General features: G+C 42.7%; 24 protein-coding genes. 22 read left to right on the top strand and 2 right to left on the bottom strand.

Features of this window, described 5'->3' with window-relative positions; translation table 11 throughout:
• Positions 1 to 65 precede the first annotated feature (65 nt).
• The 9 genes from BMZ22_RS09825 (at position 66) to BMZ22_RS17470 (ending at position 9,940) form a co-directional block, all read left to right on the top strand.
• A complete protein-coding gene (locus BMZ22_RS09825) occupies positions 66 to 1,502 on the top strand; it encodes a murein hydrolase activator EnvC family protein (RefSeq protein ID WP_090084969.1) in 1,437 nt (478 codons plus the stop codon).
• Positions 1,503 to 1,657: 155 nt separating this feature from the next.
• Positions 1,658 to 3,118: a S41 family peptidase gene (locus BMZ22_RS09820; protein WP_090084966.1), complete on the top strand. Its 1,461-nt coding sequence runs from the start codon at positions 1,658 to 1,660 to the stop codon at positions 3,116 to 3,118.
• Positions 3,119 to 3,810: 692 nt separating this feature from the next.
• On the top strand, positions 3,811 to 4,995 hold the full coding sequence (locus BMZ22_RS09815; RefSeq protein WP_090084963.1) for a PDZ domain-containing protein: 1,185 nt from the start codon (positions 3,811 to 3,813) through the stop codon (positions 4,993 to 4,995).
• A 219-nt stretch (positions 4,996 to 5,214) separates the two neighbouring features.
• Positions 5,215 to 5,739, top strand: coding sequence for a cupredoxin domain-containing protein (locus BMZ22_RS09810; RefSeq protein WP_090084961.1), 525 nt, complete (start codon positions 5,215 to 5,217; stop codon positions 5,737 to 5,739).
• Positions 5,740 to 5,757: 18 nt separating this feature from the next.
• A complete protein-coding gene (locus tag BMZ22_RS17275; RefSeq protein WP_245745318.1) occupies positions 5,758 to 6,036 on the top strand; it encodes a hypothetical protein in 279 nt (92 codons plus the stop codon).
• 11 nt (positions 6,037 to 6,047) lie between these two features.
• Complete coding sequence (locus BMZ22_RS09805) at positions 6,048 to 7,226, top strand: cbb3-type cytochrome c oxidase subunit I (protein WP_245745316.1); 1,179 nt, start codon at positions 6,048 to 6,050, stop codon at positions 7,224 to 7,226.
• 20 nt (positions 7,227 to 7,246) lie between these two features.
• Positions 7,247 to 7,807: a hypothetical protein gene (locus BMZ22_RS09800; protein ID WP_090084958.1), complete on the top strand. Its 561-nt coding sequence runs from the start codon at positions 7,247 to 7,249 to the stop codon at positions 7,805 to 7,807.
• A gap of 431 nt (positions 7,808 to 8,238) precedes the next feature.
• Positions 8,239 to 9,246 carry a multicopper oxidase domain-containing protein gene (locus BMZ22_RS09795; RefSeq protein ID WP_090085075.1) on the top strand — a complete coding sequence of 336 codons (1,008 nt, stop codon included), beginning with the start codon at positions 8,239 to 8,241 and terminating at the stop codon, positions 9,244 to 9,246.
• 142 nt (positions 9,247 to 9,388) lie between these two features.
• Positions 9,389 to 9,940 (top strand): YkoP family protein, encoded by a 552-nt coding sequence (locus BMZ22_RS17470; RefSeq protein WP_090084956.1) that lies wholly within the window; start codon positions 9,389 to 9,391, stop codon positions 9,938 to 9,940.
• Here BMZ22_RS17470 and BMZ22_RS09785 read toward each other — a convergent pair.
• Positions 9,888 to 10,751, bottom strand: a complete 864-nt coding sequence (locus BMZ22_RS09785) for a metallophosphoesterase (protein ID WP_090084954.1) — start codon at positions 10,749 to 10,751, stop codon at positions 9,888 to 9,890. The two genes, BMZ22_RS17470 and BMZ22_RS09785, sit on opposite strands and share 53 nt — an antisense overlap.
• Before the next feature lie 95 nt (positions 10,752 to 10,846).
• On the opposite strand from BMZ22_RS09785, the gene BMZ22_RS09780 reads away from it, so the two are divergent.
• Positions 10,847 to 11,947 (top strand): MGDG synthase family glycosyltransferase, encoded by a 1,101-nt coding sequence (locus BMZ22_RS09780; RefSeq protein ID WP_090084952.1) that lies wholly within the window; start codon positions 10,847 to 10,849, stop codon positions 11,945 to 11,947.
• A 30-nt stretch (positions 11,948 to 11,977) separates the two neighbouring features.
• On the opposite strand, the gene BMZ22_RS09775 is transcribed toward BMZ22_RS09780, so the two are convergent.
• The gene (locus BMZ22_RS09775) at positions 11,978 to 12,427 is read right to left on the bottom strand and encodes a FixH family protein (protein ID WP_090084950.1); all 450 of its coding nucleotides are present in this window, start codon (positions 12,425 to 12,427) and stop codon (positions 11,978 to 11,980) included.
• A gap of 227 nt (positions 12,428 to 12,654) precedes the next feature.
• On the opposite strand from BMZ22_RS09775, the gene uvrB reads away from it, so the two are divergent.
• From uvrB to BMZ22_RS09715, 12 genes are all read left to right on the top strand, one after another.
• Positions 12,655 to 14,640, top strand: coding sequence for an excinuclease ABC subunit UvrB (gene uvrB, locus BMZ22_RS09770; RefSeq protein ID WP_090084948.1), 1,986 nt, complete (start codon positions 12,655 to 12,657; stop codon positions 14,638 to 14,640).
• A gap of 58 nt (positions 14,641 to 14,698) precedes the next feature.
• The gene (gene uvrA / locus BMZ22_RS09765; protein ID WP_090084946.1) at positions 14,699 to 17,578 is read left to right on the top strand and encodes an excinuclease ABC subunit UvrA; all 2,880 of its coding nucleotides are present in this window, start codon (positions 14,699 to 14,701) and stop codon (positions 17,576 to 17,578) included.
• Positions 17,579 to 17,783: 205 nt separating this feature from the next.
• The gene (locus BMZ22_RS09760; protein WP_090084944.1) at positions 17,784 to 18,134 is read left to right on the top strand and encodes a YojF family protein; all 351 of its coding nucleotides are present in this window, start codon (positions 17,784 to 17,786) and stop codon (positions 18,132 to 18,134) included.
• Between the two features lie 262 nt (positions 18,135 to 18,396).
• Positions 18,397 to 19,065, top strand: coding sequence for a bacillithiol biosynthesis deacetylase BshB2 (gene bshB2 / locus BMZ22_RS09755; protein ID WP_090084942.1), 669 nt, complete (start codon positions 18,397 to 18,399; stop codon positions 19,063 to 19,065).
• A gap of 24 nt (positions 19,066 to 19,089) precedes the next feature.
• Complete coding sequence (locus BMZ22_RS09750) at positions 19,090 to 19,284, top strand: PspC domain-containing protein (protein WP_090084940.1); 195 nt, start codon at positions 19,090 to 19,092, stop codon at positions 19,282 to 19,284.
• Positions 19,284 to 19,643: a phage holin family protein gene (locus BMZ22_RS09745; protein ID WP_090084938.1), complete on the top strand. Its 360-nt coding sequence runs from the start codon at positions 19,284 to 19,286 to the stop codon at positions 19,641 to 19,643. Before BMZ22_RS09750 ends, BMZ22_RS09745 begins: the two co-directional genes overlap by 1 nt.
• 354 nt (positions 19,644 to 19,997) lie before the next feature.
• Complete coding sequence (hprK, locus tag BMZ22_RS09740) at positions 19,998 to 20,930, top strand: HPr(Ser) kinase/phosphatase (protein ID WP_090084936.1); 933 nt, start codon at positions 19,998 to 20,000, stop codon at positions 20,928 to 20,930.
• A gap of 11 nt (positions 20,931 to 20,941) precedes the next feature.
• Complete coding sequence (gene lgt / locus BMZ22_RS09735) at positions 20,942 to 21,793, top strand: prolipoprotein diacylglyceryl transferase (RefSeq protein WP_090084934.1); 852 nt, start codon at positions 20,942 to 20,944, stop codon at positions 21,791 to 21,793.
• A gap of 23 nt (positions 21,794 to 21,816) precedes the next feature.
• On the top strand, positions 21,817 to 22,776 hold the full coding sequence (locus BMZ22_RS09730; protein WP_090084931.1) for a nucleoside recognition domain-containing protein: 960 nt from the start codon (positions 21,817 to 21,819) through the stop codon (positions 22,774 to 22,776).
• A complete protein-coding gene (gene ppaX, locus BMZ22_RS09725) occupies positions 22,751 to 23,386 on the top strand; it encodes a pyrophosphatase PpaX (protein ID WP_090084928.1) in 636 nt (211 codons plus the stop codon). The genes BMZ22_RS09730 and ppaX overlap by 26 nt, the downstream gene beginning before the upstream one ends.
• Before the next feature lie 3 nt (positions 23,387 to 23,389).
• The gene (locus BMZ22_RS09720; protein ID WP_090084917.1) at positions 23,390 to 23,908 is read left to right on the top strand and encodes an acyltransferase; all 519 of its coding nucleotides are present in this window, start codon (positions 23,390 to 23,392) and stop codon (positions 23,906 to 23,908) included.
• Positions 23,909 to 24,029: 121 nt separating this feature from the next.
• The gene (locus tag BMZ22_RS09715) at positions 24,030 to 25,469 is read left to right on the top strand and encodes a nicotinate phosphoribosyltransferase (RefSeq protein WP_090084916.1); all 1,440 of its coding nucleotides are present in this window, start codon (positions 24,030 to 24,032) and stop codon (positions 25,467 to 25,469) included.
• Positions 25,470 to 25,511 lie beyond the last annotated feature (42 nt).

Here is a 25,511-nt window from a genome sequence, read left to right as displayed (position 1 = left end):
TATCCACTAATCGATTAACAAACTTTAAATTAAACATTAGAACCAGCAGAGAGAGGGGAAACGAGATGAGGAAATTTATTTCTGGAACACTGGCTGCTTTTATGGTTGTTAGTGTAAGTATGACTGATATCGATAAAGCGTCGGCAGAGAGTACAGATGACCTTGACCAAAAAATAGAAAATAAACGGGAAGAACAGAAAGAAATTGACAAGAATAAATCCGAAATTCAAAATGACAAACAGCAGACAGAAGAGAAAATAGATAAAAATCTGGAAAAACAAGATAACGTTACAAGTGAAATTAATACAATCGATAACAAACTAGCTGATACACGCGAACAGATTCAAACAAAAGAAAGTGAAATTGCTGATACAAATGAGCAACTCGATGCGTTAAACAACCAAATTAATGAATTGAATGCCCAGATTGAACAGCTTAAAGAAGAAATCAAGGAACTTAAACAACGTATTAAAGAGCGTGAAAAGTTATTGAAAGAACGCTTGCGTGCGATTCAATCCAATGGCGGCAATGCAAAATACATAGAAGTTATTTTTGGTGCTAAAAGCTTCGGTGATTTAATCAGCAGATCCTCTGCCGTTAATACAATTATGGATTCCGATAAAAATATTATGGAGACACATAAGCGTGAAAAACAGGAAGTTGAAGATAAGCAGGCAGAAGTGAAAGCCAAGAAAAAAGATGTTGAGCAAAAGAAAGCTGAAGTTGAACAAAAGAAAGCATCTTTGAAGGATCAAAAGAATGAACTTGAGTCATTACAATCAGAGCTGGATGACCAAATGGCTGAAAAGGAAGAACTTCTGAGTGAACTTGAAACTGAAGAAAGTGAACTTGAGGAGTACCAGGTAAGCCTGGAAGAAGAGCAGAAAGTGTTGCGTCAGCAGGAAGCAGCGAACCAAAATGCCATTGAGGCAGCCAAACAAGAGAAGGAGAAACTTGAGCAGCTTGCCAGAGAACGTGAACGAAAGAAAAAAGAGCGTGAACAACAAGCTGCACAATCTTCAAGCAGCAGTTCCAGCAGCTCAAGCCAATCAAGCAGCAGTTCCAATAGCAGTTCCGGCTCAACTGCCTCAACTTCGAGCTCAGGTAACGGTACGTTTGTTCATCCGATCTCTGCACCGGTAACATCAGGTTATGGTCATCGATGGGGCAAACTTCATGCGGGAATTGACTATGGCGTCTCAATCGGGACTCCTGTTGGCTCAGCTGCAGCAGGTTCGGTCAGTTATGCCGGTACGATGAGCGGTTACGGAAATGTTGTCTTGGTACGTCACTACATTAACGGCAGTTATTACACGACATTGTATGCGCACTTAAACAGTATTTCTGTTTCGGTCGGACAATCTGTCAGCAAGAGTCAGAGCATTGGGTTAAGCGGCAATACTGGACGCTCCACAGGACCGCACCTTCACTTTGAAATACATCGTGGAAATTGGAACAACGCTAAAAGCAACTCGGTAAATCCATTGAGCTATCTTAATTAAATTCAGATGAATGGCATTGCATTTTAGCGGCATAAACTATATTATTGAAGGCATCGCACATTACGGTGTGATGCCTTTTTGTAGATATTAGACGAAAAATAAGTGCATAATAGGAACGAGTCACCGAGAAAATTTATATCAGTTGGGGTGAAAAGATGACATTAAAAAAGCAACACTTAGTGCTTTTGCTGATAGCTGCAGTACTGTTGGGGTTTGCAGGTGCTTTCTTTGGGATGAAAATAGCAGAGCCCGAACAGGAGCCGGCCGAGAAGATCCAGGAAACGTCCAATGCTGTGACTGATGGAGATGGAGACGGACCACCTGCTAATATGCGGAAGGTCGTTCAGACGTATAATTTAATTAAGAATAACTATTTGGAAGATGTAGAGGACAAGCAGCTGATCGAAGGCGCAATTAAAGGCATGGTCTCTTCATTAGAGGATCCTTACAGTTCTTATATGGACATTGACACAATGGAACAATTCAACCAATCAATTGAATCGTCTTTTCAAGGAATTGGTGCTGAAGTCAGCATGGTAAACGAAAAAGTGACAATCGTTTCACCCATAAAAGATTCGCCTGCAGAAGAAGCAGGTTTAAGGCCCAATGATCAGATTTTAAGTGTAGATGGTGAAAGTGTTGCCGGGTTAAATTTAAACGAAGCCGTCGAAAAAATCCGCGGTGAAAAAGGAACAGAAGTTGTACTCGAGGTTCAGCGCTCAGGCGTCTCAGAGCCATTTGAAGTTACAATTGTACGCGATGACATACCAGTGGAAACTGTTTATTCCGAGACAAAGTCAATCGATGGAAAGAAAACGGGTGTTATTGAAATAACATCGTTTGCTGAAAATACAGGTAAGCATTTTACAGAACAACTGCAAAAATTAGAAGAAGAAAATATTGAAGGCCTTGTTATTGATGTAAGAGGAAATCCCGGCGGCGTTCTTACAGCAGTTGAGGAGATATTAGAAAACTTCATACCAAAAGATAAACCGTATGTGCAAATCGAAAATCCGAATGGCGAAACCGACAAGTCTTATTCAGAGCTGGAAGCGAAAAAACCTTATCCGATCAGTGTGCTTATTGATGAAGGCAGTGCCTCCGCTTCAGAGATACTGGCGGTTGCTATGAAAGAAACAGGTTATGATGTTGTTGGCAAAAACAGCTTTGGAAAAGGGACTGTTCAACAGGCGGTCCCTGTTGGAGAGGACGGCAGCAGAGTCAAATTAACCGTCTTTAAATGGCTTTCCCCTGATGGAACTTGGATTCATGAGGACGGTGTGAAGCCTACAGTCGAAGTTGAGCAGCCGGAGCATTATTATACAAACCCGGTGCAAGTTGATGAACCACTCAAACTCGATGAAACCGGCGACAATATAAAAAATATACAAGTCATGTTGAATGGCTTGGATTATGAAACTGGAAGAACGGATGGTTATTTCAGTGAAAAGACTGCCGCAGCTGTTGAAGCATTTCAAGCTGAACATGACCTGGAAGTCACTGGAGAAGTAGGCGAAAAAACAGCTGGGGCTATCGAGCAAGAAGTTGTTGACCGAATCCGCAATGGCAAGGACGATTTGCAGATGGAAGAGGCGCTGAATAGCTTGTATAAATAAAAATCTCGCTTTATTTCGCAATTGTTTTCTTCATTCAGTGGCGTAATAGAGGCCACTGAATGAAGTTTCATTATCATGCAGGAAAAGTTTCGACACATATCGAATAATAAACAGAAGGCTGTTTTCGTAAAGATTGTTGTTAACTGTTTCGCTCTAGGTGGAAACTGCGAACCAGTGGAAATTCTTCCTTCTGATTTCAGTTAGTGCTATGACGCCGCTCCGGAAATACACGCCGCTTTCCGCGGGCGGCTGGTGAGCCAACTCGTGCCAAGGCACTTCGTTGTCTCACCTATGCCTCTGCTCCCGCAGGAGTCGGCGTGTATTTCCTCCGCTAAGGTTGTATACTCATGTATTGCTATGGAATATACAGTAAGCCTTTTCCAGCGTAGGCAATATGCGTAGACTCCTATGGGAACAGCACGTGTCCGAAGACCCCGCAAGAAAGCGGTAAGGTTCAAAGGCTAAGACCGCCACGTGCTGTGGAAACGCCTTTGTGACCAACATCGTGTTGGCCCGAGGCCGTGCCCATGGAAAGCGAAGTATATTGCCGGAGTGGCTTTAAGCACCCACGTGTATACCCGAAACGGTGGACGCGGCACTAACTAGTTCGCAGTATATGGTAACTGCGAGGGTTAAAAAGCTGCAAAGTTTAAGAAAAAACGAACAGAAAGATTTAACAGAAGGTGATCAACGTGGTACAATCCTGGCTAATGGAACTGCTGAATGGAATAGGCCGTTTCTTTTTGAACCCGCTATTATATTGGGCGATCATTCTTTCAATATTAGTTGGTTATAAGCGTATAAAATCAGAACGACAGCAATTTGGTTTGAAAATCTTTGATGTTTTTTCAGAGTGTAAAAAGACGTGGCTAATTTCTTTGAGTTTTGGATTAATAGTATCACTTTTAGCTATTGGAGTAGGGTTCGTCTTTTCCTATCACATTATCCTGCTTATTTCAGGGGTAACGATTCTGCTCAGTTTGTCACTTCGTTTAACGCTTCTTTCGCCGGTTTACACGATTGGGCTTACATTTTTTATATTGCTCTTCTCACCTTTTGTATTGAACTACCAATCAATTATTGACCCTGACCTGTTTGAGACACCTAACTTTACGGCGCTTAGTATATTGACTGCCGTGTTATTATCAGCCGAAGCATTTTTATTGAAGCGACAAGGAAGAAATGATACATTCCCGGAAATGAAAATCAGCCGCCGAGGCACGTTGATTGGAATGCAGCATCTTAGAAAAATGACACTTATACCGTTTTTTGTGCTGGTTCCCAGTGGGTCGATCACGGCGTTTGCCTCATATTGGCCATATTTTTCAATAGGTGGTGAAACATTCAGCCTTGTATTGATCCCCTTTTTAATCGGTTTTGACCATCTTGTGCAAGGGTCTCTTTCTGAAAAGGCTGCCGGCCGATTGGCGGGATCACTTCATATTTTGAGTTTAATCATTTTATTGATGGCAGCAGGGAGCATTTACATCGGCTGGCTGTCACTCGCTGCGGCCGCTGTTGGGATTCTGGGCCGTGAATATCTCAGCTATCGCCATCGAATCAAAGACCAGGAAAATCCACCATTTTTCAATCAAACTGGACAGGGTGTAAAGGTTCTGGCAGTTATACCGGCCTCGCCCGCTGATCGCCTGGGAATTGCGGCCGGTGAAACAATTAGTAAAGTTAATGGAAAAAAAATAGCTGATATGGAACAGTTTTACTATGCCTTACAAAAAGGTGGTGCTTTCTTTAAAATGGAAGTTATTGGAGATAATGGGGAGGCTCGTTTTCTTCAAAGCGCATTATATGAGGAGGATCATCATGAGTTAGGTGTTATTACCACATTTAACAGGCATCAGAAAAATAATTACGCATAATTTTTTATTTAATGAAGCAGCGGGCTGAAATTTGCCTGCTGCTTTTTTTACTATTGTCATAGTTTTAACCATAAAAACTAAGAAAACTTATTTTTCAAAAAATAATCTATAAACAGTGATTTGCATCACTCGTCAAACGAGATGATTTTCGTATGATGTAAGCGATCGAGCAATCTTATGGTTGTTTTAACTAAGAAATGTTAAGGGGGTCACGAAAAGATGATGCAAACTGTTGCCTGGGTTGTCAGTTTAGTTTTTATGCTTATTGTAACGGCCGTATTCGGTATTGTGGCAATAAAATCGACTGAAGAACGCGACTATACACCGATTAAGAAAAAGTGGTATAAGGCACGCACGTTCTATGGTGTAATATTGGTTGTTTCAATGCTGGTCGTAACAATTTATACATTAAGAGATTTGCCATACAACCAGCCAGTTTACAGTGCTGAAGCCCAACCAACAATAGTTGATGTTGAAGCACTGCAGTTTGGCTGGGAACTGAGTGAAACTGAATTTAAAGTTGGTGAACCGGTGGAATTCCATGTTACAAGCAAGGATGTTAACCACGGTTTCGGGCTCTATGATGAAGAAATGAACATTCTCACACAGACACAAGCGATGCCGGATTATACGAACAAAGTTTATATGACGTTTGAGGAACCGGGCACGTATGAGGTTTTGTGTATGGAATATTGTGGATTGGCACATCATTTGATGACAGCTGAAATTACAGTGACTGAATAAAGAAAAGAGGTGGAATAAATGGAGTCCATTAAAGAGCGCAACAATTTGGTTGTTTCCTATTTGACCCTTGGTGGTTTGATTATTGCAGTTATGATGGTTTTTGGAATTTTAATGCTTTTATCACAGGGCGGTTTATTGAATCTGAGCCCGGCTAACTTTTATCAATTTCTCACAATACACGGCACGGGGATGGTTGGCGCGGCGGCCTTTGCCGCAGCAGGCGTTATGGCTTACTTTTTAAGTAAGTATGTGAAGCTTTCAAAAAAGATAATGAAGGTTAACCTGGTTTTTTTCTGATTGGCGTTATCATGGTAATTATTGGCGTTTTTTCGTTTGAATATGCAAGTTCGTGGACGTTTTTATATCCGCTGCCGCAGCTTTCGGCTAATGCATGGGGAACAGCAGGGGCATTATTATACTTGTTGGGCATGCTGATACTGGGAGTCGGCTTTCTCCTGTTTTATCTGGATGCCGGCCGTGCGATTATTAAAAATTACGGCAGCCTGGGCAAGGGGCTGGGGTGGGATGTTATATCCGGTAAAAAGTCCGAAGACAATGCACCATCCAGCACTGTCATTGCAAGTACAATGGTTATCATCGTTAACGTTACGGCACTTACAGCGGGAGCCACTGTTTTAATTATGAATGTTATTAATGTGGTTAATCCGGCATTTACGGTTGACCCATTGCTTGCAAAAAATCTGACATATGCGTTCGGTCATATTTTTGCGAATTCAATTATCTATATGGGTGTCATCGCAGTATACGAAATTTTACAGGAATATACTAAGCGGCCGTGGAAAGTAAATAAAGTCTTTCTAGTTGCCTGGTCAATGTCAACGTTCTTCACGTTACTGATCTATACGCATCATTTGCTGATGGACTCTGTCATGCCGGCATGGATGCTGATTATGGGGCAGGCTCTCTCATATGCGAATGGGCTGCCAGTACTGGTCGTTACCGCTTATGGTGCCTTAATGATTGTGTATAAATCAGGCATTAAATGGGACATTGGATCAGCTCTTATTTTTACATCCATGTTTGGATGGGTCGTCGGTGTCGTTCCTGCGATTGTTGATGCAACAATCGTCGTCAATGAAGTGATGCACAATACAAAATGGGTTCCGGGTCATTTCCATATGTATATGGCGCTTGGTGCTTGTGCGATGATCTTTGGGTTTATGTATTATTTGGCACGACAGGATAGCCATATTAAGACAAATATGGCTGATCGGTTTGGATTTATTGGTTATATGATCGCTATAATTGGACTGAGTGGTTCGTTCCTTATGTCAGGTGCTTTAAGCACGCCCCGACGCTGGGCAACCCACATCCCGGAATGGATGGGGCCGGCGATTTTTGGAGGGGTTGCGGGTATATTAGCTCTTGTTGCAACAACGATATTTGTCATTCATTTTATCCGCTTCATACTAATACGAAATAAAACAGACGAACGTACAGGTATGAACAAAAAACAGCTTGCTTAATCGTAAAGGGGGTAGGGAAGATGCGGACAGCACTATATGGCGTGGTTTTGTTCATGCTGCTGATTTTGCCCCCAGTCAGGCATGCAATGGAATCCGTAATGATTGTTCATATGCTTGTGCAGATCCCACTCCTCATTGTTTCAGGCTGGCTGATGGCGGGATACTTTCAGGTTAAGGTTGAAAGGTTTTTTAACAAGTGGAATGGCAATGGGGCTGCAGGAATTATCCTGGTTGTAATGATAACAATCTATTGGATGGTTCCCAGAACACTGGATGAGGCGCTTGTTTCGGGACATATCGAGCTGTTCAAATTTCTCAGCCTTCCATTTCTGACCGGGGTCGTCTTGCGGGACAGCTGGCGAAAAATAAATCCTGTCATTAAAAGCTTTATCATGTTCAATTACATTTCAATGTTTGGGTTGCTGGCATGGATTTATATCGACGCACCGGTTCGTGTCTGCAACAGTTATTTGGAAACTGATCAGACGATATTGGGGTGGGGCTTTTTAGTCATAACAGTCGGTCTCATTCTCTATATACTTCAAAACGTCTTCACCGATCAATCAGGATCAGCTTTTTAAAAGGTGGGCGTTGGGTGGTGATAATCTAAATTCTCAACATTAAAAGACGAACGATTAGAAGTCTAATAATCGTTCGTCTTTTTCCTTTATTTTACCCCGGTGTTTTGTTTTATTAATATGTAAATAAATGGAATTTTATATATAATGTTTTTCACAATATCCATAGTGGAAAAAAGGCTTTCAATTACTGTCATAATAATTTAATACTATAATTACTTCCGACATAAATTGTTCATAACTGAGCAGGTATTAAGTGACCTGAATCACAGGTGTGACTACTCAATCATCGTAAACTATAGTCAGAGATAAGATGAACCATTCGCTTAGGGCAGATAACAGTAAGGATGAAAACAAACCGGATGGTTAGGCTTATCAAAAATCATACAGAGGTGATTGAAATGTTTAACCGCCGAGGGATTTTAGCGATAATTATGATGAGTGTTGTGGTCTTGTTGTTAGCTGCTTGTTCGGGAGAGAATGGTGAGGGGCAAAAAGATGTATCGGAGGATTTGGATGCTTCGGTTGAAAAAGCAAGCGCTGAAGAAGGACCTGAGGTTATTAAGGCCCATGAAGCCATTAACCACGAACCAACACCACTTGATATCGAACGCGATGGAAGTGACGTTTACGTTAACATGACAGCTCAAATCACCGATATCGAAATCGATGATGGCTATAACTATAAAGCGTGGACATTTAACGGTGAAGCCCCTGGGCCGCTGGTTGTTGTGAACGAAGGCGATACCATTCATTTCACATTGGATAATATGGACCCATCGATCCCGCACAGTATGGACTTTCATGCGGTCCACACCGCGCCGGACAAAGGGTTTGCGGACGTAGCGCCAAATGAAGAAGGAACGTTTGTTTATGAAGCATCAAACCCGGGAGTTTTCATGTATCATTGCGGCACTGATCCCGTACTTTCTCACATCGCAAATGGCATGCATGGCGTCATTATCGTTCAGCCTGATGATGGTTATCCAACCGATGATGAAGTTGATCAGGAATATGTCATTATCCAAAACGAATGGTATAAATATAATGATCTTGATAATATGACAAATGAAGAACCATCTCAAGTTGTTCTTTCTTCAAAGGCTTTGCATGATGGACAGCCAAACACCAATGGCACAGTCGGTGCATTGATTGATGAACCATTAAAGGCAAAAGTTGGCGATAAAGTCCGCTTCTATATTAACAATGTGGGGCCTAATGAAATGAGCAGCTTCCATGTCATCGGGACACTGTTTGATGATGTTTACATCGACGGCAATCCTGCCAATCATCAAGAAGGGATGCAAACGGTTGGTCTACCGGCGAGCGGCGGAGCAGTTGTAGAATTCATAGTAAAAGAACCTGGAACATATAAGTTCGTCACACACCAGTTCAACCATGTACAAAAAGGCGGCGTCGGTAAACTGATCGTAACTGAATAAAACGGCACAATCACAGATGTCAATTAGAAAAGCCCGGTTTTGCAAAAATCCGGGTTTTTCGTTTGGTTTAAAATACCTTTAATAATTTCTGGCGGGCTAAGCAGACTAAAAAAGCAATCCAGTTAAAGAAAAGGGAATTGGCATGAAAAACTATTTGCTTGCAATATGGAACACGCTAGACCCCGTTTACTACATTTTTACAAGATTGCATCATGTCACAGATCATAACCAGAATAAGACGTTATTCCGTGTCAGGTTAACGAAATACAAAGGCTCACCAGTAATCTTGAAGGACGGCACAACGATACGAAAAAACGATCTATTATTGAAAATTCACTTGCATAACGTTCGGATGATTCGTGAACTTAATGGGAACAAAAGTGAGCTGCAGCGTGCATTGGCACTATACCACATGGTCCGGAATGACCTGCATTGTCTTTCGGATTATATTGAAAAACACCCTCGACAACATGAAATAAAAGCGTTAATAGGGATTACGACATTAAATAAGGGCACACGGCGCCTTGGGTTTGAAATAGTTTCAATCCAAAGTCGTTGTTATCGTCTGTTTAAACAATTCACATGTCGATTCATTAATTTTATTGCAGAGCGTCCTTGCGATGCTTCTCCCAGTTATTTATTTATGTCAGCGAATCGGCTGTTGAGCCACTCTGAACGGAAGATTTACGACTGAAAGGAACGTTATGAAAAGTTATTTCAGGTCGCGAGCCAATACGTATATTGAGCCCTGTTTGTCCAAGCCCCTCACTTATATAGAAGAGTGATTGGTTCTGACGATGCAATCCTTTAACGATATTTTGCTTGGCGAGCTTGCCCATTTTAACAAGATGGTATGCCTTAGGATAGCAGATCTGACCGCCGTGAAAATGACCTGCCATCAAGTAATCAAACGGATAGTCTTGCATTTCAAGAATGACGTTCGGATCGTGGGTGAGAACGATATTCGTTCCGGCCTGCAGATTTTGATAAGCTTTGCGCAGGTCGCTGCGATTTGTGCTGTAGTCGTCAATGCCGATGATATTTATACGATGCCCATTAACCGAAAAGTGTTCACTGTTATTTTGCAAAACGCGAACGTTGTTTTTCGTCAATAGGTTAATAAGATAATTTAATTCCTGGCCTTTCAGTACATAGTCATGGTTGCCCAGGACGGCGTATATCCCATATGCAGGCGCCATTTCACGCAAAACGTTTAAATAAGGAAGCAATTTAGGAATGCTTCGTTTTCGATCCAGAAAATCGCCGGTCAATGCAATCATATCAACCGATTCTTTTTTTAGTTTATCGGCAAGCTGTGCTGGTGTTAATGAGATGTTTTCTAGATGGAGATCCGACAGATGAAGGATGGACAACGTAGGGAGGTCCTCAGCATCTTCATTAATGGCATTAACTTTATTAATCTGTATATCGTGTGTATTTTTGTATGCTTTAAATAGGAAATAACCGATATATCCTATCATAAATACGATGATGGCATTTATCATTTTATGACCCCTCTCCAACCAAAATTATAGCATCTGATGAAGGCTGGAATCATTGGTAATTGAAGCCAAGCAAGCTGTTGAATGGAGATGAGACGATGAAAAGAGCCTTATTTTTGCCGTTTATGCAACTGCCGACAGGGCATCATCATGTGGCAGATGCGTTAATGGAGGAAATTGAAACCTGCCGGAGCGATGTGTGGTGTGACAAAGTGGATATTTTGTCGTATAGCTATGGCCTGTTTGAGAAAGTGATTTCCTCAGCTTACTTAAACTGGATTAAATACTTTCCGAATTCATATGATTGGCTGTACAAGTTTGCTGCGTATGACAAAGAACCGCGCCATAACCGCAGTTACGTTTATGAAGCTATGTTTATGTATTTTTTCAAGCGCCTGCTCGACCAGCAGAATGCCCACACATTGTTTTGTACGCATGCATTGCCGTCCAATATGGCGAGTGTCTTAAAACGAAAGCACGCATTGTCTTCTGTCACGGTCAATGTGTATACGGACTACTTTATTAATCATCTCTGGGGCATAGAAGGGATTGATTACCATTTAGCTCCCACAGTGCACGTGAAAGAATTTTTAATTTCAAAAGGTGTCAAACCGGAAGCGGTATATGTAACAGGTGTACCTGTTGCCGGCTCGTTTCAAAAAGAGGCAAGAGCAGCAGATCGGCGGGGGCTTGTGAGAATACTTGTAACAGGCGGAAGCCTTGGGGCAGGTGCACTCCGAAATATCGCTTCTGAACTTAAGTCAGACAAGGTTCATTATTATATTTTGTGTGGGAAAAATAATGACTTATATGAGAAGTTGCTTCAGGCTGCGAACAAATCCATAACGCCAGTCCCTTACATCGCAAACAAAGCAGACATGGATCGATTGTACAATACTGTTGATGCAGTAATTACAAAGCCTGGAGGGGTGACAATCAGTGAATGTCTCGTGAAGCGAAAACCGTTATTTTTATATGATCCGCTGCCAGGCCAGGAACGGATCAACGCCGGGGAAATGGCGCGCATGGGTACAGCTGTAGTACTGGATAAGGACAGATATTTGGAAGAACAGGTGTTACAGTTTTTCACGGATAAACAGCGACGAAAAACGTATGAAGACAGTGTTGACGCTTATCACCGGCAACTCGATAAGCGTCCGTTGTCAGAACTGTTAGGTGGATTAATCGAAAACGATTAACACCTATTGTCGGAAGCTATTAACCTCCAGTCAGCTTTCCGATTGTTTGTCCTCGCTTGATTGGGTCTCGGCTTCTGCTCCCCCTATTGCAATTTGCTTAACCGGCATCGTATGCATTGTTCGTGCCGTTACATGTGACTGAACGTGGTAGACAGCATCTGTGTCGAACGATTTTTCCACTGTATATTTACCATCGCCGGCATTATCAGCCTCAATCATTTCACTTTCTTCTTTATTGCCGTCTTCCCAGATTTCAAACGTTACTTCATTGGCGTCTGAAATGGTTTCTCCATCTTGCGTTACGGTAACTGTAAAGGTAACCTCTTCATCTTTTTCTGCTTGTTCAGCAACTTCCAAATCGGCCTCAATTGGTATTGTTGTATCAGTCTCTGTCGTGTCATTCCCTGTTTCTTCATTTTGCCCGCATGCAGCAAGAATACTGATCAATAAAATCAACACTGCTATCATTATTTTTCGCATAAACCATTTCCTTTCTGTATCGCTCTAATTTGATTATAAGTCAGCTTATACCATGAAACAACCTGTTGGTATGAACCCTTTGTGAATGATTTTTATATGTTACATCGGGTAAAATGGATAGAAGAAGGCCATAATTAACACAATCGAATATTTGTTCGCTTATCAGTTAAAATATCAAAAAGAATATGATAGAATAGATATAGAGCTATGAACGGAGGTTTTTCGATTTGGAAAATAAATTCGAACTGGTGGCCAATTACGAACCCAGCGGGGACCAGCCTGAAGCAATCAAAGATATTGTTGAAAAGGTGAAAGCCGGTCAGCGTCATCAGACATTATTGGGCGCAACCGGTACAGGAAAAACATTTACAGTTTCAAATGCTATAACTGAAATAAACCGTCCGACGCTGGTGATTGCCCATAATAAAACATTGGCAGGACAACTCTACAGTGAATTTAAAGAGTATTTTCCTAATAACGCTGTGGAATACTTTGTCAGTTATTATGATTATTATCAGCCTGAAGCGTATGTTCCTTCTACTGATACGTTTATAGAGAAAGATGCCAGTATTAACGACGAGATTGATAAATTGAGACACTCGGCAACCTCTGCATTGATTGAACGGCGTGATGTGCTGATTGTGTCCAGTGTATCATGTATCTATGGTTTGGGCTCTCCGGAAGAATATGAGAGTCAGGTGCTTTCGTTAAGAATGGGAATGGAAAAGGATCGCGATCAGCTTCTGCGTGACTTGGTCGATATTCAATATGCGCGGAATGACATCGATTTTCAGCGCGGTACTTTTCGGGTTCGCGGCGATTCAGTAGAGGTTATCCCGGCATCACGGGAAGAACACTGCATGCGTATTGAATTTTTTGGTGATGAAATCGACCGTATCCGGGAAGTTGATGCACTGACTGGTGAAATAATCGGCGACAGGGAACACGTTGCCATTTTCCCTGCTTCACACTTTGTGACGCGTGAAGAAAAACTGAAAAAAGCAATCAAAAATATTGAAAATGAGCTGCAGGAACAGTTGGCTGAGCTGCGCGGTGAAGACAAACTGCTGGAAGCGCAGCGGCTCGAGCAGCGTACAAATTATGATTTGGAAATGATGCAGGAAATGGGGTTTTGTTCAGGTATTGAAAACTATTCACGTCATTTGACGTTTCGTGAACCCGGCTCAACTCCATACACATTGCTTGATTTCTTTCCGGATGATTTTCTATGTGTTATAGATGAATCACATGTGACATTGCCGCAAATTAGAGGGATGTACAACGGCGACAAAGCCCGCAAACAAGTACTGGTTGACCATGGTTTTCGTCTGCCTTCTGCGCTTGATAACCGCCCTTTACAGTTTGAGGAATTTGAAAAAGCAACAAACCAGCTTATTTATGTCTCAGCGACACCAGGTCCATACGAACGCGAACATGCTCCTGAGGTGACTGAACAGATTATCCGTCCGACCGGGCTATTGGACCCTGAAGTGGACGTCCGGCCAATTGACGGTCAGGTCGATAACCTGATAGAAGAAATCAGAAAACGTTCAGAGCGGAATGAACGTGTGCTCGTTACCACATTAACGAAAAAAATGTCCGAAGACTTGACCGATTACCTGAAAGAAATAGGTATGAAAGTTGCTTATTTGCATTCGGAAATAAAAACGCTCGAGCGAATTGAAGTTATCCGCGATTTACGTGTCGGTAAATATGATGTCATCGTTGGCATCAATCTCCTGCGGGAAGGGCTGGATATTCCGGAAGTTTCGCTTGTGGCCATTCTGGATGCCGATAAAGAGGGCTTCCTGCGCTCTGAGCGGTCGCTTATTCAGACAATGGGACGAGCCGCCCGAAACGAAAATGGAGAAGTTATTATGTATGGCGATAAAATAACAAACTCCATGCAAGTTGCCATTGACGAAACGAACCGGCGTCGTGAGAAACAGATGGCCTATAATGAAAAGCACAACATTACACCGACGACGATCCGGAAAGAAGTCAGGGATGTTATCCAGGCAACAGTTGCGGCTGAAGATGTGGAAAACTATGAAAGCAAGAAAACGGATGTCAGCAAAATGACAAAAAACGAAAAAGAAAAAATGATCGACAGTATGGAAAAGGAAATGAAAGAAGCTGCAAAAGCGCTTGATTTCGAAAGAGCCGCCGAGCTTCGGGATATTGTACTTGAGCTAAAAGCTGAAAGTGCTTGAGTTGTCTGCGCTTCTTTCGGAAGAATACTATCAAGCAAAGTGGAAGGATGACCCGTTCATGCCAAGTAAAGAAATAAAAATTCAAGGTGCCCGCGCACATAATCTGCAAGATATAGATGTCTCCATCCCTAAAAATAAATTTGTCGTGTTGACAGGACTCTCCGGTTCAGGCAAATCGTCTCTCGCTTTTGACACGGTTTATGCAGAAGGACAGCGCCGGTATGTGGAATCCCTGTCTGCCTACGCGCGGCAATTTTTAGGACAAATGGATAAGCCTGACGTCGATGCAATTGATGGTTTATCACCTGCTATATCGATCGACCAAAAAACAACCAGCAACAACCCACGTTCGACGGTAGGCACCGTGACGGAGATATATGATTATTTGCGTCTGCTGTTTGCCCGGGTAGGCCATCCTACCTGTCCTAAACATGGCATTGAGATAAGCTCACAGACGGTTCAGCAGATGGTCGATCGCATATTGGAATATCCGGAGCGGACAAAAATGCAAATACTTGCCCCGGTTGTCTCCGGTCGCAAAGGACAGCACGTTGAAACAATTGAGAAACTGAAAAAAGAAGGTTATGTTCGCGTTCGCGTCGATCAGGAAATGCGTGAGGTCACCGATGACATTCAGCTGGATAAAAATAAAAAACACTCAATTGAAGTTGTGATTGACCGGATTATTGTAAAAGAAGGCATATCCGGACGACTGAGTGATTCTATTGAGACGGCTTTAGGCCTTGGAGACGGAAAGGTTATCGTTGATGTGATCGGTGAAGAAGAGCTGATGTTCAGTGAAAACCATGCTTGCCCAATCTGCGGCTTTTCAGTCGGCGATCTGGAACCGCGTTTGTTTTCTTTTAACAGTCCGTTTGGGGCATGTCCGACTTGTGATGGGCTTGGTACGAATCTCGAGGTGGATTTGGACCTTGTCATTCCGGACTGGGATAAGACTTTGAAACAGCACGCGATTGCAGCCTGGGAGCCTATTAGTTCCCAATATTATCCACAGCTTTTAAAAAGTGCGTGTGATCATTTTGATATTGATATGAACACTCCTGTAAAAGATCTTCCGAAAAAAGAAATGGATATTATTCTATATGGCAGCGGGAAAGAGAAAATACGATTCCGTTACAAAAATGATTTTGGAAAACTGCGGGATAACGCTATTTATTTTGAGGGTGTCCTGAATAACATTGGCCGCAGATATCGTGAAACGTCTTCGGATTTTATACGGGAGACATTGTCTAAATATATGGCTAATAAACCTTGCCCGACGTGTAATGGCCACCGGCTTAAAGAAGAAGCCCTTTCAGTATTGGTAAACGGTAAACATATCAGTGAAGTGACCGACTTTGCGATTAATGGTGCAAAAGAGTTCTTTGACCGTCTTGAGCTGTCGGAGAAGGAAGAAACGATCGCGCAAATGATTTTAAAGGAAATTAACGACCGGTTGAATTTCCTTGCGAACGTAGGACTTAATTACCTGACACTCTCACGTTCAGCGGGAACGTTATCCGGTGGTGAAGCACAGCGTATTCGCCTTGCCACACAGATTGGCTCAGCTTTAACCGGTGTTTTGTATGTGCTGGATGAACCGTCGATTGGATTGCATCAAAGGGACAACAATCGGCTGATTAACACACTGAAGCAGATGCGGGACCTGGATAACACATTAATCGTTGTGGAGCATGACGAAGATACCATGCTGGCAGCCGATCATTTGATTGATATCGGACCAGGCGCCGGTGAACATGGCGGTAACATAGTGGCCAACGATACACCGGAAAACGTCAAGAAAAACAGCGCATCATTGACAGGCCAATATTTGGCTGGTGAAAAGTATATACCACTGCCGCTGAAACGGCGAAAACAAAATAAGCGTAAACAAATTAAAGTTGTTGGAGCCAAGGAAAACAACTTGAAAAATATAGACGTTTCCTTTCCGCTTGGACTTCTTACAGTAGTCACCGGCGTTTCAGGCTCCGGTAAAAGTTCATTGGTGAACGAGATTTTATACAAATCAATGGCCAAAGAATTAAACCGGGCTAAAGTTAAACCGGGCCAGCATACACGGATTAACGGACTTAACAATATTGAGAAAGTGATCGATATCGATCAATCCCCTATCGGCCGGACACCGCGCTCAAACCCGGCAACATATACCGGGGTCTTTGATAATATTCGTGATGTTTTTGCTCAGACCAATGAAGCTAAAATTCGCGGTTACAAAAAAGGGCGGTTCAGTTTTAATGTAAAAGGCGGCCGCTGTGAAGCATGCCACGGGGATGGCATCATCAAAATTGAAATGCACTTTTTGCCAGATGTGTATGTTCCGTGTGAAGTATGTAATGGGAAACGTTATAACCGCGATACACTGGAAGTGAAGTATAAAGGAAAAAGTATAGCAGATGTGCTGGGTATGACGATCGAAGAAGCATTGGATTTTTTCGAAAATATTCCGAAAATCAAACGGAAACTGCAGACTGTTTATGATGTCGGGCTGGGTTATATAAAACTGGGTCAGCCCGCCACAACATTATCCGGTGGTGAAGCACAGCGTGTTAAACTGGCCAGCGAACTTCACCGCCGCTCAAACGGCAAATCGTTTTATATTCTCGACGAGCCCACAACCGGGCTGCATACGGATGACATTCACCGCCTTATGAATGTCCTTCAGCGGCTTGTGGAAAATGGTGATACAGTCCTGATTATTGAACACAATTTGGATGTTATAAAAACGGCCGATCATATTATCGATATCGGGCCTGAAGGCGGGGACGGCGGTGGCGAAGTTGTTGCCACAGGAACGCCGGAAGAGGTTGCAGAACAGGAGGAATCCCACACAGGCTATTATTTGAAGCCCATTTTGGAGCGAGAACGCAAGCGAATGGAACTTGATATGGAAAAACGTGAAAAAATAGGATCCAAATAATAGAACCGACAGCAGATGGCTTATGAGCTTTCTGCTGTCCTCTTATTTTTAGGAAATGGAACGTTAATTTTTCATAAGTGAAATTATCTTTATGTGTTCAAGATTGTGCACTTGCCAAAAAAATTTACTCAGACAAAACTTTTGACGGGGTTATATGGTTTCGGTACCCTTAAGTGAGAGGTTTTCTAGTGGGAGGAACGTGAAGATGAAACCAATTGAACATGGTAACGTACAACAGTTATTGGAATCATACATTGATAAGGATGTTTATATTCATTTGGAAACAACCAATGGTGCATATGCGAGTCATTTCAGCGATAAAGCATACAATGTCGGTGCCTATATACGTAATGCAAAGGTCAAATTCTCTCAGGCAAAACTCGTAGGTGACGGCAAAAGTTACCGTGCAGGTCTCAAGACTGAATTGGGCTGGGTATATGCAGAGGGATTAACTGACTGGACGATGCACAAAGAAAAGCAACTATTGTTAGCAGGACACGATCGTGAAGGGCGGCTGATGGTCGCACTGCACATCAGTGAAACGCCATTAGGGTAATAAAGTGAATCTTCAATCAGTGGGGGGTTTCTTTCCCACTGATAAAGAGGAACAAAGGCTAAGTTCGCAACGTCCGTTGCAACACCTTTGTGACCCGCGTCCTGCGGGCCCGAACGAATCGGACATTTACTGGCAGTTGACCCCGCCTAATCTTCATCGTATATTCGACCATTTGAGGCGGGGGCCATACTGCCAGTTACATGCGGGGTAGAAATCGTATTTTAAAATTGTATTATTCTCATTAAAAGGCCAGGTGAAAGAGTTGGAAAAACATGTCGTGGTTATTTATCCGCACCCTGATGATGAATCATTCGGAGCTTCAGGCACGATTGCGCAATATCGAAAACAAGGGGTACCAGTTACTTATCTTTGTGGAACTTTAGGTGAAATGGGAAGAAATATGGGCTCTCCTACATTTGCCAACCGGGAAACACTTCCGGAAATCAGAAAAGAAGAACTGATTAATGCATGTTCGAAATTGGATGTTGAGCTACGTATGCTTGGCTATCGGGATAAAACAATGGAATTTGAGGACCGGCGTCAAGTCGCCGAACACTTAAAAGATATCCTTGAGGAGATACAACCGAGCCTCGTGATTACGCATTATCCCGGATACGCTGTCCACCCTGATCATAATGCAATGGGGGCAGCAGCTATTGAAGCGGTTCGGCTGATGTCTCCTGCGAACCGCCCAAAAGTCTGGGCACAAGCCATCAGCACTGATTATATTAAGGAGCTTGGAAAGCCGGATATCAGTAATGACGTAACGTCTGTTTTTGAACAAAAAATGGAAGCCATCTTAGCTCACGACTCACAGGCTAGCGGCATTATTGGCCAATTCCAGAAAAATTGGGGTATAGAAGATATGAATGAGGCTGCCCGAAAACAGCTGGGCAAAGAACAGTTTTATATTTGGGATTTTCGTGAATAATCCAGTAATGAGAGGAGGATTATCATGAGTAAGCGATTATATCGATCAAATTCTGAGCGTATGGTTAAAGGTATTTGCGGTGGTTTGGCTGAATATTTTAATATTGACCCAACAATTGTCCGTTTAATCTTTGTAGCACTGGCATTTGCAGGGGGTGCATCAATTTACGCTTATCTTATCGGTATTTTCGTCATTCCGAATGAGCGGGAGGTGCGTTAATGCTGCTTCGCTGGTTAATATCGGTTTTTCTTAATGCTGTTGCACTCATTGTCGTCGCACAGCTGTTTGATTCTTTCCAGCTGGAAGGGTTTGGAACAGCGCTTCTGGCAAGTATTATTCTTGGCATTTTAAATGTCATTATTAAACCGATATTAGTGATTTTGACATTACCGATAACGATTTTGACAGTGGGGTTGTTCCTTTTCGTCATTAATGCCATTACACTAATGATTACCCAGGCAATAATGGATGAGTCGTTTATTATTGATGGCTTTGGCATGGCGCTTGGCGCAGCTATTATTATTTCGCTGTTAAATCTAATACTGAACAAATTGGTAAAAGATACAGTAACATCATGAATTTAAGAGAAAAAATCGCAGGTGCAGCCCCTGCGATTTTTTAATGCACGCAAGTGTGTGCAGTCAGTTGATGTAAAATGCGAACCAGTGAAAATTCTTCCTACTGATTTCAGCACCAAGTGTATTTCCGAAGCGGTGGATGAGACACTAACTAGTTAGCAGTTTATGATTGTTGTGACTGAGATAAATCACCTTTTTGCAGGCGGTAAACAATGATATTATTCGATGATGGGAAAATATGCTACAATGTAAATCAGTATATTGCCTGAAGTGATAATGCCCCTTACATAACGGAAACACTTGCGGGTACGTTCTGATAAATTAAAACAACTCAGGAATTGGAGGCTCTCCTATATGCCAAAAGTCCGTACGCAAGATTTGCTTGAAAATTTCAATCTCACCCTTGTTGCAGGGGAAGATGGTGTCCATCGTGAATTAACGACAAGTGATATACATCGTCCCGGTATTGAAATGACGGGGTATTTTGATTATTATCCGCGAGAACGTCTGCAATTGATAGGCAAAACAGAAATGACATACTTTCTTGATTTGCCTGATGATGTAAGAAAACAGCGAATGGAACAGCTTTGTACAGATATCACGCCTGTAATCGTCATTTCACGCGGAATGGATATTCCCGAAGTCATGCTTGAAACGGCCGATAAGGCGGGCGTCCCTATTTTGCATTCACCACGACAGACAACCCGTGTTATCAGTCGCCTGACCAACTATCTGGAAGCAAAATTTGCACCTTTTACTGCAATTCACGGTGTGTTAGTCGACATAAATGGTGTTGGTGTACTGTTGACCGGTCAAAGCGGTGTCGGGAAAAGTGAAACAGCGCTTGAACTGGTGAAACGCGGTCACAGACTGGTAGCGGATGATAGCGTTGAGATTCGTCAGGAAGATTATGACAGGTTGATTGGTAATTCGCCGCCGTTGATTGAACATTTGCTGGAAATTCGCGGCTTGGGGATCATTAACGTCATGACCCTTTTTGGCGCAGGTGCAGTCAGAAGTTATAAGAAAATCTCTCTGATTATCAATCTTGAATTATGGGACGAAAAGAAACAGTACGACAGGCTTGGGTTGGATGAAGATAAGATGAAAATCATGGATGTGAGTGTCCCGAAAGTCACTATTCCTGTTCGTCCAGGAAGAAATCTTGCAGTCATTATTGAAGTGGCAGCCATGAACTTCCGATTGAAACGGATGGGGGTGAATGCCGCGGAGGAGTTTTCTGAACGGTTGACTAACATGATTGAAGAAGGAAATGATAGTGAATAGAGGTGATTTAAGTGAGTTGCAGTGCACCTGCATTAGATCCTGTATTTTTGGATATAGGTCCGCTTACAATATATTGGTATGGTGTGATTATTGCATTTGGGGCTTTTTTAGGTCTTTACATCGCGACAAAAGAGGCTGATCGGCTCGGGATGCAAAAAGATCTTATGATTGACCTGGTTGTTTTCGCGATTCCTGCATCGATTATCTTTGCCCGCCTTTACTACGTTATATTTGAGTGGGACCGTTATATCGGCGGCCCATGGTGGGGTGTCTTTGCAATCTGGGAGGGCGGAATAGCGATTCACGGTGCCTTAATTGGAGCGGTTTTGACAGCTGTTATTTTTGCTCGTGTGCGAAAGGTCTCGTTTTGGCAGCTGGCAGATATAGCTGCGCCCAGTTTGATTCTGGGGCAGGCAATCGGCCGCTGGGGTAATTTCATGAATCAGGAAGCCCATGGCGGGCCAATATCAGAATCAACGTTTAACAATTTTCATACATACTTGCCTGACTTTATTATGAACCAAATGTGTATCGACGGCGTGATGTATCATCCAACATTTTTGTATGAATCATTCTGGAACATTTTAGTATTCATATTCCTCTTGATATTACGGCGTAAAAACCCGCTGCGCGGTGAGGTTTTCCTGAGTTACTTGATTAGCTATTCAGTGGGACGCCTATTTATCGAGGGCATGCGAACAGACAGCTTATATTTACCCGGGACTGAAATTCGAGTTGCACAGCTCATTTCAGTGGTTATTATCCTCGGTCTTTTCGCGCTGATATGGTATCGCAGAAAGTCAGGCATGGCTAATAAATATTACGATGGCAAAAAAGTCAAAAGGAAGAAAAAGAAGTCGTAACACCAAAGGGAGGGATGGCTAAATTGAAAGGCATTTTATACCGTGGATTGCAACAAGGGATCCAAGTAACGTGGACATTGGGGAAAGTTATTTTTCCAATCACCTTGATTGTAACCATTTTGCAGTATACACCGATTTTGCCCTGGGTAATAGAACAGATTGCGCCTTTTATGAAAATGCTGGGCTTGTCCGGTGAGGCGGCCGTCCCGCTAGTTCTTGGCAATGCATTAAATTTATATGCGGCGATTGGTGCAATCGTGTCATTCGACTTTACGGTAAAAGAGGTTTTTATCTTAGCTGTTATGCTATCCTTTTCCCATAACTTGTTTATTGAATCAGCGGTTGCATCAAAAGTTGGCGTAAGCTGGTGGCTTATCTCAGGCATTCGAATCTCACTGGCTCTTATATCAGCGGTTGTCATTAATTTGTTGTGGCACGGGGGGAGTGAGCCAGCGCAGTATGGCTTCCTTTCCTCATCAGAAACCGTATTGCACGGGTGGAATGAAATCTTGCTGCATGGGTTGCAGACAGCGCTGGTAGCGAGCGCCCAGCTGGCGCTTATTGTCATACCATTGATGATCGTCATGCAATTTTTCCGTGAGAATGGCTGGCTTTCATCTATTTCGGATAAGATGGGGCCATTTACCCGATTGCTTGGAATGGAGAAAAACACGTCAATGACGCTTGTAGCAGGGCTGACGATTGGGCTCGCTTATGGAGCGGGTCTTATGATTCAGGCGGTTGAAGAGGACGGGGTATCAAAAAGGGATATGTATCTTGCACTGATCTTTTTAGTATCATGCCATGCGGTTGTGGAAGATACGCTTGTTTTCGTTCCGCTTGGAATTCCGGTTTTGCCATTATTAGCGATACGTTTGATTACAGCTATTCTATTGACGATGGCTGTGGCGTTTGTCTGGAGACGAGTGGAAAAAAATAAAAGGAAGGAAACAGCACATGAACATTCATACCATTCTATTTGATCTTGATGGCACATTAATCGATACGAATGAATTAATTATTGCATCATTTATACACACTTTTAACCAATATGGCAAGCATATTACCCGCGAACAAGCCATCGAATTTATCGGACCGCCACTAAAGGAAAGCTTATCAATAGCCGATCCGGAAATGGCGGATGATATGATTGAAACGTACCGTCAACACAATGTCACAAACCATGATGATTATGTAACAGCATTTCCAAACGTCAGCAGCACACTCAAGGAATTGCTGAACAGAAACATTCAACTCGGTGTCGTTACAACGAAGATGCGTGGAACAGTGGAAATGGGACTGCAGACGACCGGTCTTAATAACTATTTTGACACGATTGTGACGTTGGATGATGTAACTTATGCCAAGCCGCATCCTGAGCCGGTTGTAAAAGCGATGACGTCATTAGGCGCCAGTCCGGAAACAACACTGATGGTTGGCGATAATTCCCATGATATTGAAGCGGGCCACAATGCAGGCGTTAAAACGGCAGGTGTTGCCTGGTCGTTGAAAGGCAAGGAAACGTTACTGACCTACAAACCATCCTATATGTTGGATGATATGCATGATTTGTTGGGGATTGCGGGAGTGTAATCAATGCGGAAAACTGACCGGTATCACGTTGAAGATGCTAATTCATTATGGAAGATCTATAAAACAGTCCCATTCTGGAAAGTTATGAAGAATTTCATTTTTATACAAATGGGACGGTATACACCCTTTTTGAATGTGAAAAATTGGCTTTATCGCACATTTTTGCGTATGAAAGTCGGTGATAAAACGTCATTTGCGTTGATGGTAATGCCTGATATCATGTTTCCCGAAAAAATTTCAGTGGGCTCAAATAGTGTGATTGGCTACAATACCACTATTTTGGCCCATGAGTACTTAATTAAAGAGTATCGGATCGGCGAGGTTACGATTGGAAATGATGTTATGATAGGGGCCAATACAACAATCCTTCCAGGTGTGTCAATTGGTGATGGTGCTATCATTTCATCCGCCACTCTTGTTAATCAGGATGTGCCGCCGGGTGCGTTCGTAGGGGGAAATCCAATGCAGTTGATTTACACAAAGGAAGAAATGGCGAAACGCGCGAGAGCGAAAGAAGACTAATGGGGACAGGTTATACCGGCAAGGTTCATTAGTTTTAATGTAAGCGTTTTTCATTTATAATAGAAACTAAAGCTAGCCTCGATTTAATGCTGAAGGTTAATCGACGTAATGGAGGAGAACGATGGAATACGAAAATTTGACATTGCACACAGATAAGTATCAAATAAACATGATGTATGCGCATTGGAAAAACAACTCGCATAACAGACGGGCTGTTTTCGATGCCTATATCCGAAAAAATCCTTTCCGGAATGGCTATACCGTTTTTGCAGGACTTGAGCGTATTGTGGACTATATTAATAATCTTAAGTTCACAGAAGACGATATTGATTTCTTAAGACAGCAGGAAGAGAATTATGAAGAGGCGTTCCTGGAAGAGTTGCGGCAATTTTCCTTTACAGGCAACATTTATGCGATGCGGGAAGGTGAAATTGTTTTTCCGAACGAGCCGATTATTCGGGTTGATGCTCGAATTTTCGAAGCCCAGCTGATCGAGACCACCATTTTGAACGTTTTGAACTATCAGAGTTTGATTGCAACAAAAGCCAGCCGGATTAAGCAGGTCGTCAATAATGACACGCTGCTCGAGTTTGGTACGCGCCGCGCACAGGAAGCGGATGCTGCTGTATGGGGGGCACGCGCTGCATATATTGCCGGGTTCCATGGAACGTCTAACACACGAGCCGGTAAAATCTTTAATATTCCTGCAAGGGGGACGCATGCGCATGCCTGGATTCAGGATCATGACAGTGAAGAAGAAGCGTTTATGAAGTTCGCTGAAGCATTGCCTGATCAAGCCGTTTTGCTTGTCGATACGTATGACACGCTGAGATCAGGGATCCCCAATGCAATTAAAACAGGAAAAATGCTCGAAGCCAAAGGGAAAAAACTGAAAGGGATACGTCTTGACAGCGGTGACTTGGCCAGGTTGTCCATCGAAGGCAGGAAGATGCTTGACGAAGCAGGAATGGAACATGTTGAAATCATGGCTTCAAATGATCTCGATGAAGAAGTCATCATACATTTAAAACTGCAAGGAGCTAAAATTGATTCCTGGGGTGTTGGAACGAAATTGATTACAGGCGGCAAAAAACCCTCGCTTGGCGGGGTCTACAAGCTTGTTGCCAGAGAAGATGAAAGTGGACTGATACCCGTCATCAAGCTTTCAGATGATTTAGAGAAAGTGACAACCCCCGGCCTTAAAAAAGTATACCGGATAATTAACCGAAAGACGAATAAGTCAGAAGGGGACTATATTGCATTTGAACATGAAACGGTGAATGACAAGCCTTTGAAAATGTTCGATCCGTTTTTTCCGCAAAAATTTAAGTATGTGAACAATTATGAAGCGGTTGAGTTGTTGCAGCCAATCTTTGTAAATGGCAGCCAAGTATACGAATTGCCGGAACTGGAGGAAATTCACCGCTATCATGAACAGCAGCTTTCCTTTATCTGGGAAGAAACGCTAAGACTGCTTAATCCCCAAACCTATTATGTGGATTTGAGCTATGATTTATGGAAAATGAAGCAAGATTTAATCGAGGAGCATTCGATGGGTTAATTAATCTCAGGAAGTGCAGATTATACAACACGAATCGAAAAA

Origin of the sequence: Lentibacillus persicus (assembly GCF_900112705.1) — a bacterium.
Classification (GTDB): Bacteria; Bacillota; Bacilli; order Bacillales; family Amphibacillaceae; genus Lentibacillus; species Lentibacillus persicus.
The sequence above is the reverse complement of the archived record's forward strand: the minus strand, read 5'-3'. Positions and strand labels throughout refer to the sequence as shown.

Coding starts and splice junctions, on each gene's coding strand:
- BMZ22_RS17470 (WP_090084956.1), top strand. CDS start 9,389: ATGAAAAACTATTTGCTTGCAATATGGAACACGCTAGACCCCGTTTAC.
- BMZ22_RS09780 (WP_090084952.1), top strand. CDS start 10,847: ATGAAAAGAGCCTTATTTTTGCCGTTTATGCAACTGCCGACAGGGCAT.
- uvrA (WP_090084946.1), top strand. CDS start 14,699: ATGCCAAGTAAAGAAATAAAAATTCAAGGTGCCCGCGCACATAATCTG.
- hprK (WP_090084936.1), top strand. CDS start 19,998: ATGCCAAAAGTCCGTACGCAAGATTTGCTTGAAAATTTCAATCTCACC.
- ppaX (WP_090084928.1), top strand. CDS start 22,751: ATGAACATTCATACCATTCTATTTGATCTTGATGGCACATTAATCGAT.
- BMZ22_RS09795 (WP_090085075.1), top strand. CDS start 8,239: ATGATGAGTGTTGTGGTCTTGTTGTTAGCTGCTTGTTCGGGAGAGAAT.
- BMZ22_RS09750 (WP_090084940.1), top strand. CDS start 19,090: ATGAGTAAGCGATTATATCGATCAAATTCTGAGCGTATGGTTAAAGGT.
- BMZ22_RS09715 (WP_090084916.1), top strand. CDS start 24,030: ATGGAATACGAAAATTTGACATTGCACACAGATAAGTATCAAATAAAC.
- BMZ22_RS09760 (WP_090084944.1), top strand. CDS start 17,784: ATGAAACCAATTGAACATGGTAACGTACAACAGTTATTGGAATCATAC.
- BMZ22_RS09810 (WP_090084961.1), top strand. CDS start 5,215: ATGATGCAAACTGTTGCCTGGGTTGTCAGTTTAGTTTTTATGCTTATT.
- BMZ22_RS09805 (WP_245745316.1), top strand. CDS start 6,048: ATGGTAATTATTGGCGTTTTTTCGTTTGAATATGCAAGTTCGTGGACG.
- BMZ22_RS09820 (WP_090084966.1), top strand. CDS start 1,658: ATGACATTAAAAAAGCAACACTTAGTGCTTTTGCTGATAGCTGCAGTA.
- BMZ22_RS09825 (WP_090084969.1), top strand. CDS start 66: ATGAGGAAATTTATTTCTGGAACACTGGCTGCTTTTATGGTTGTTAGT.
- BMZ22_RS09775 (WP_090084950.1), bottom strand. CDS start 12,427: ATGCGAAAAATAATGATAGCAGTGTTGATTTTATTGATCAGTATTCTT.
- BMZ22_RS17275 (WP_245745318.1), top strand. CDS start 5,758: ATGGAGTCCATTAAAGAGCGCAACAATTTGGTTGTTTCCTATTTGACC.
- BMZ22_RS09720 (WP_090084917.1), top strand. CDS start 23,390: ATGCGGAAAACTGACCGGTATCACGTTGAAGATGCTAATTCATTATGG.
- BMZ22_RS09800 (WP_090084958.1), top strand. CDS start 7,247: ATGCGGACAGCACTATATGGCGTGGTTTTGTTCATGCTGCTGATTTTG.
- BMZ22_RS09785 (WP_090084954.1), bottom strand. CDS start 10,751: ATGATAAATGCCATCATCGTATTTATGATAGGATATATCGGTTATTTC.
- BMZ22_RS09745 (WP_090084938.1), top strand. CDS start 19,284: ATGCTGCTTCGCTGGTTAATATCGGTTTTTCTTAATGCTGTTGCACTC.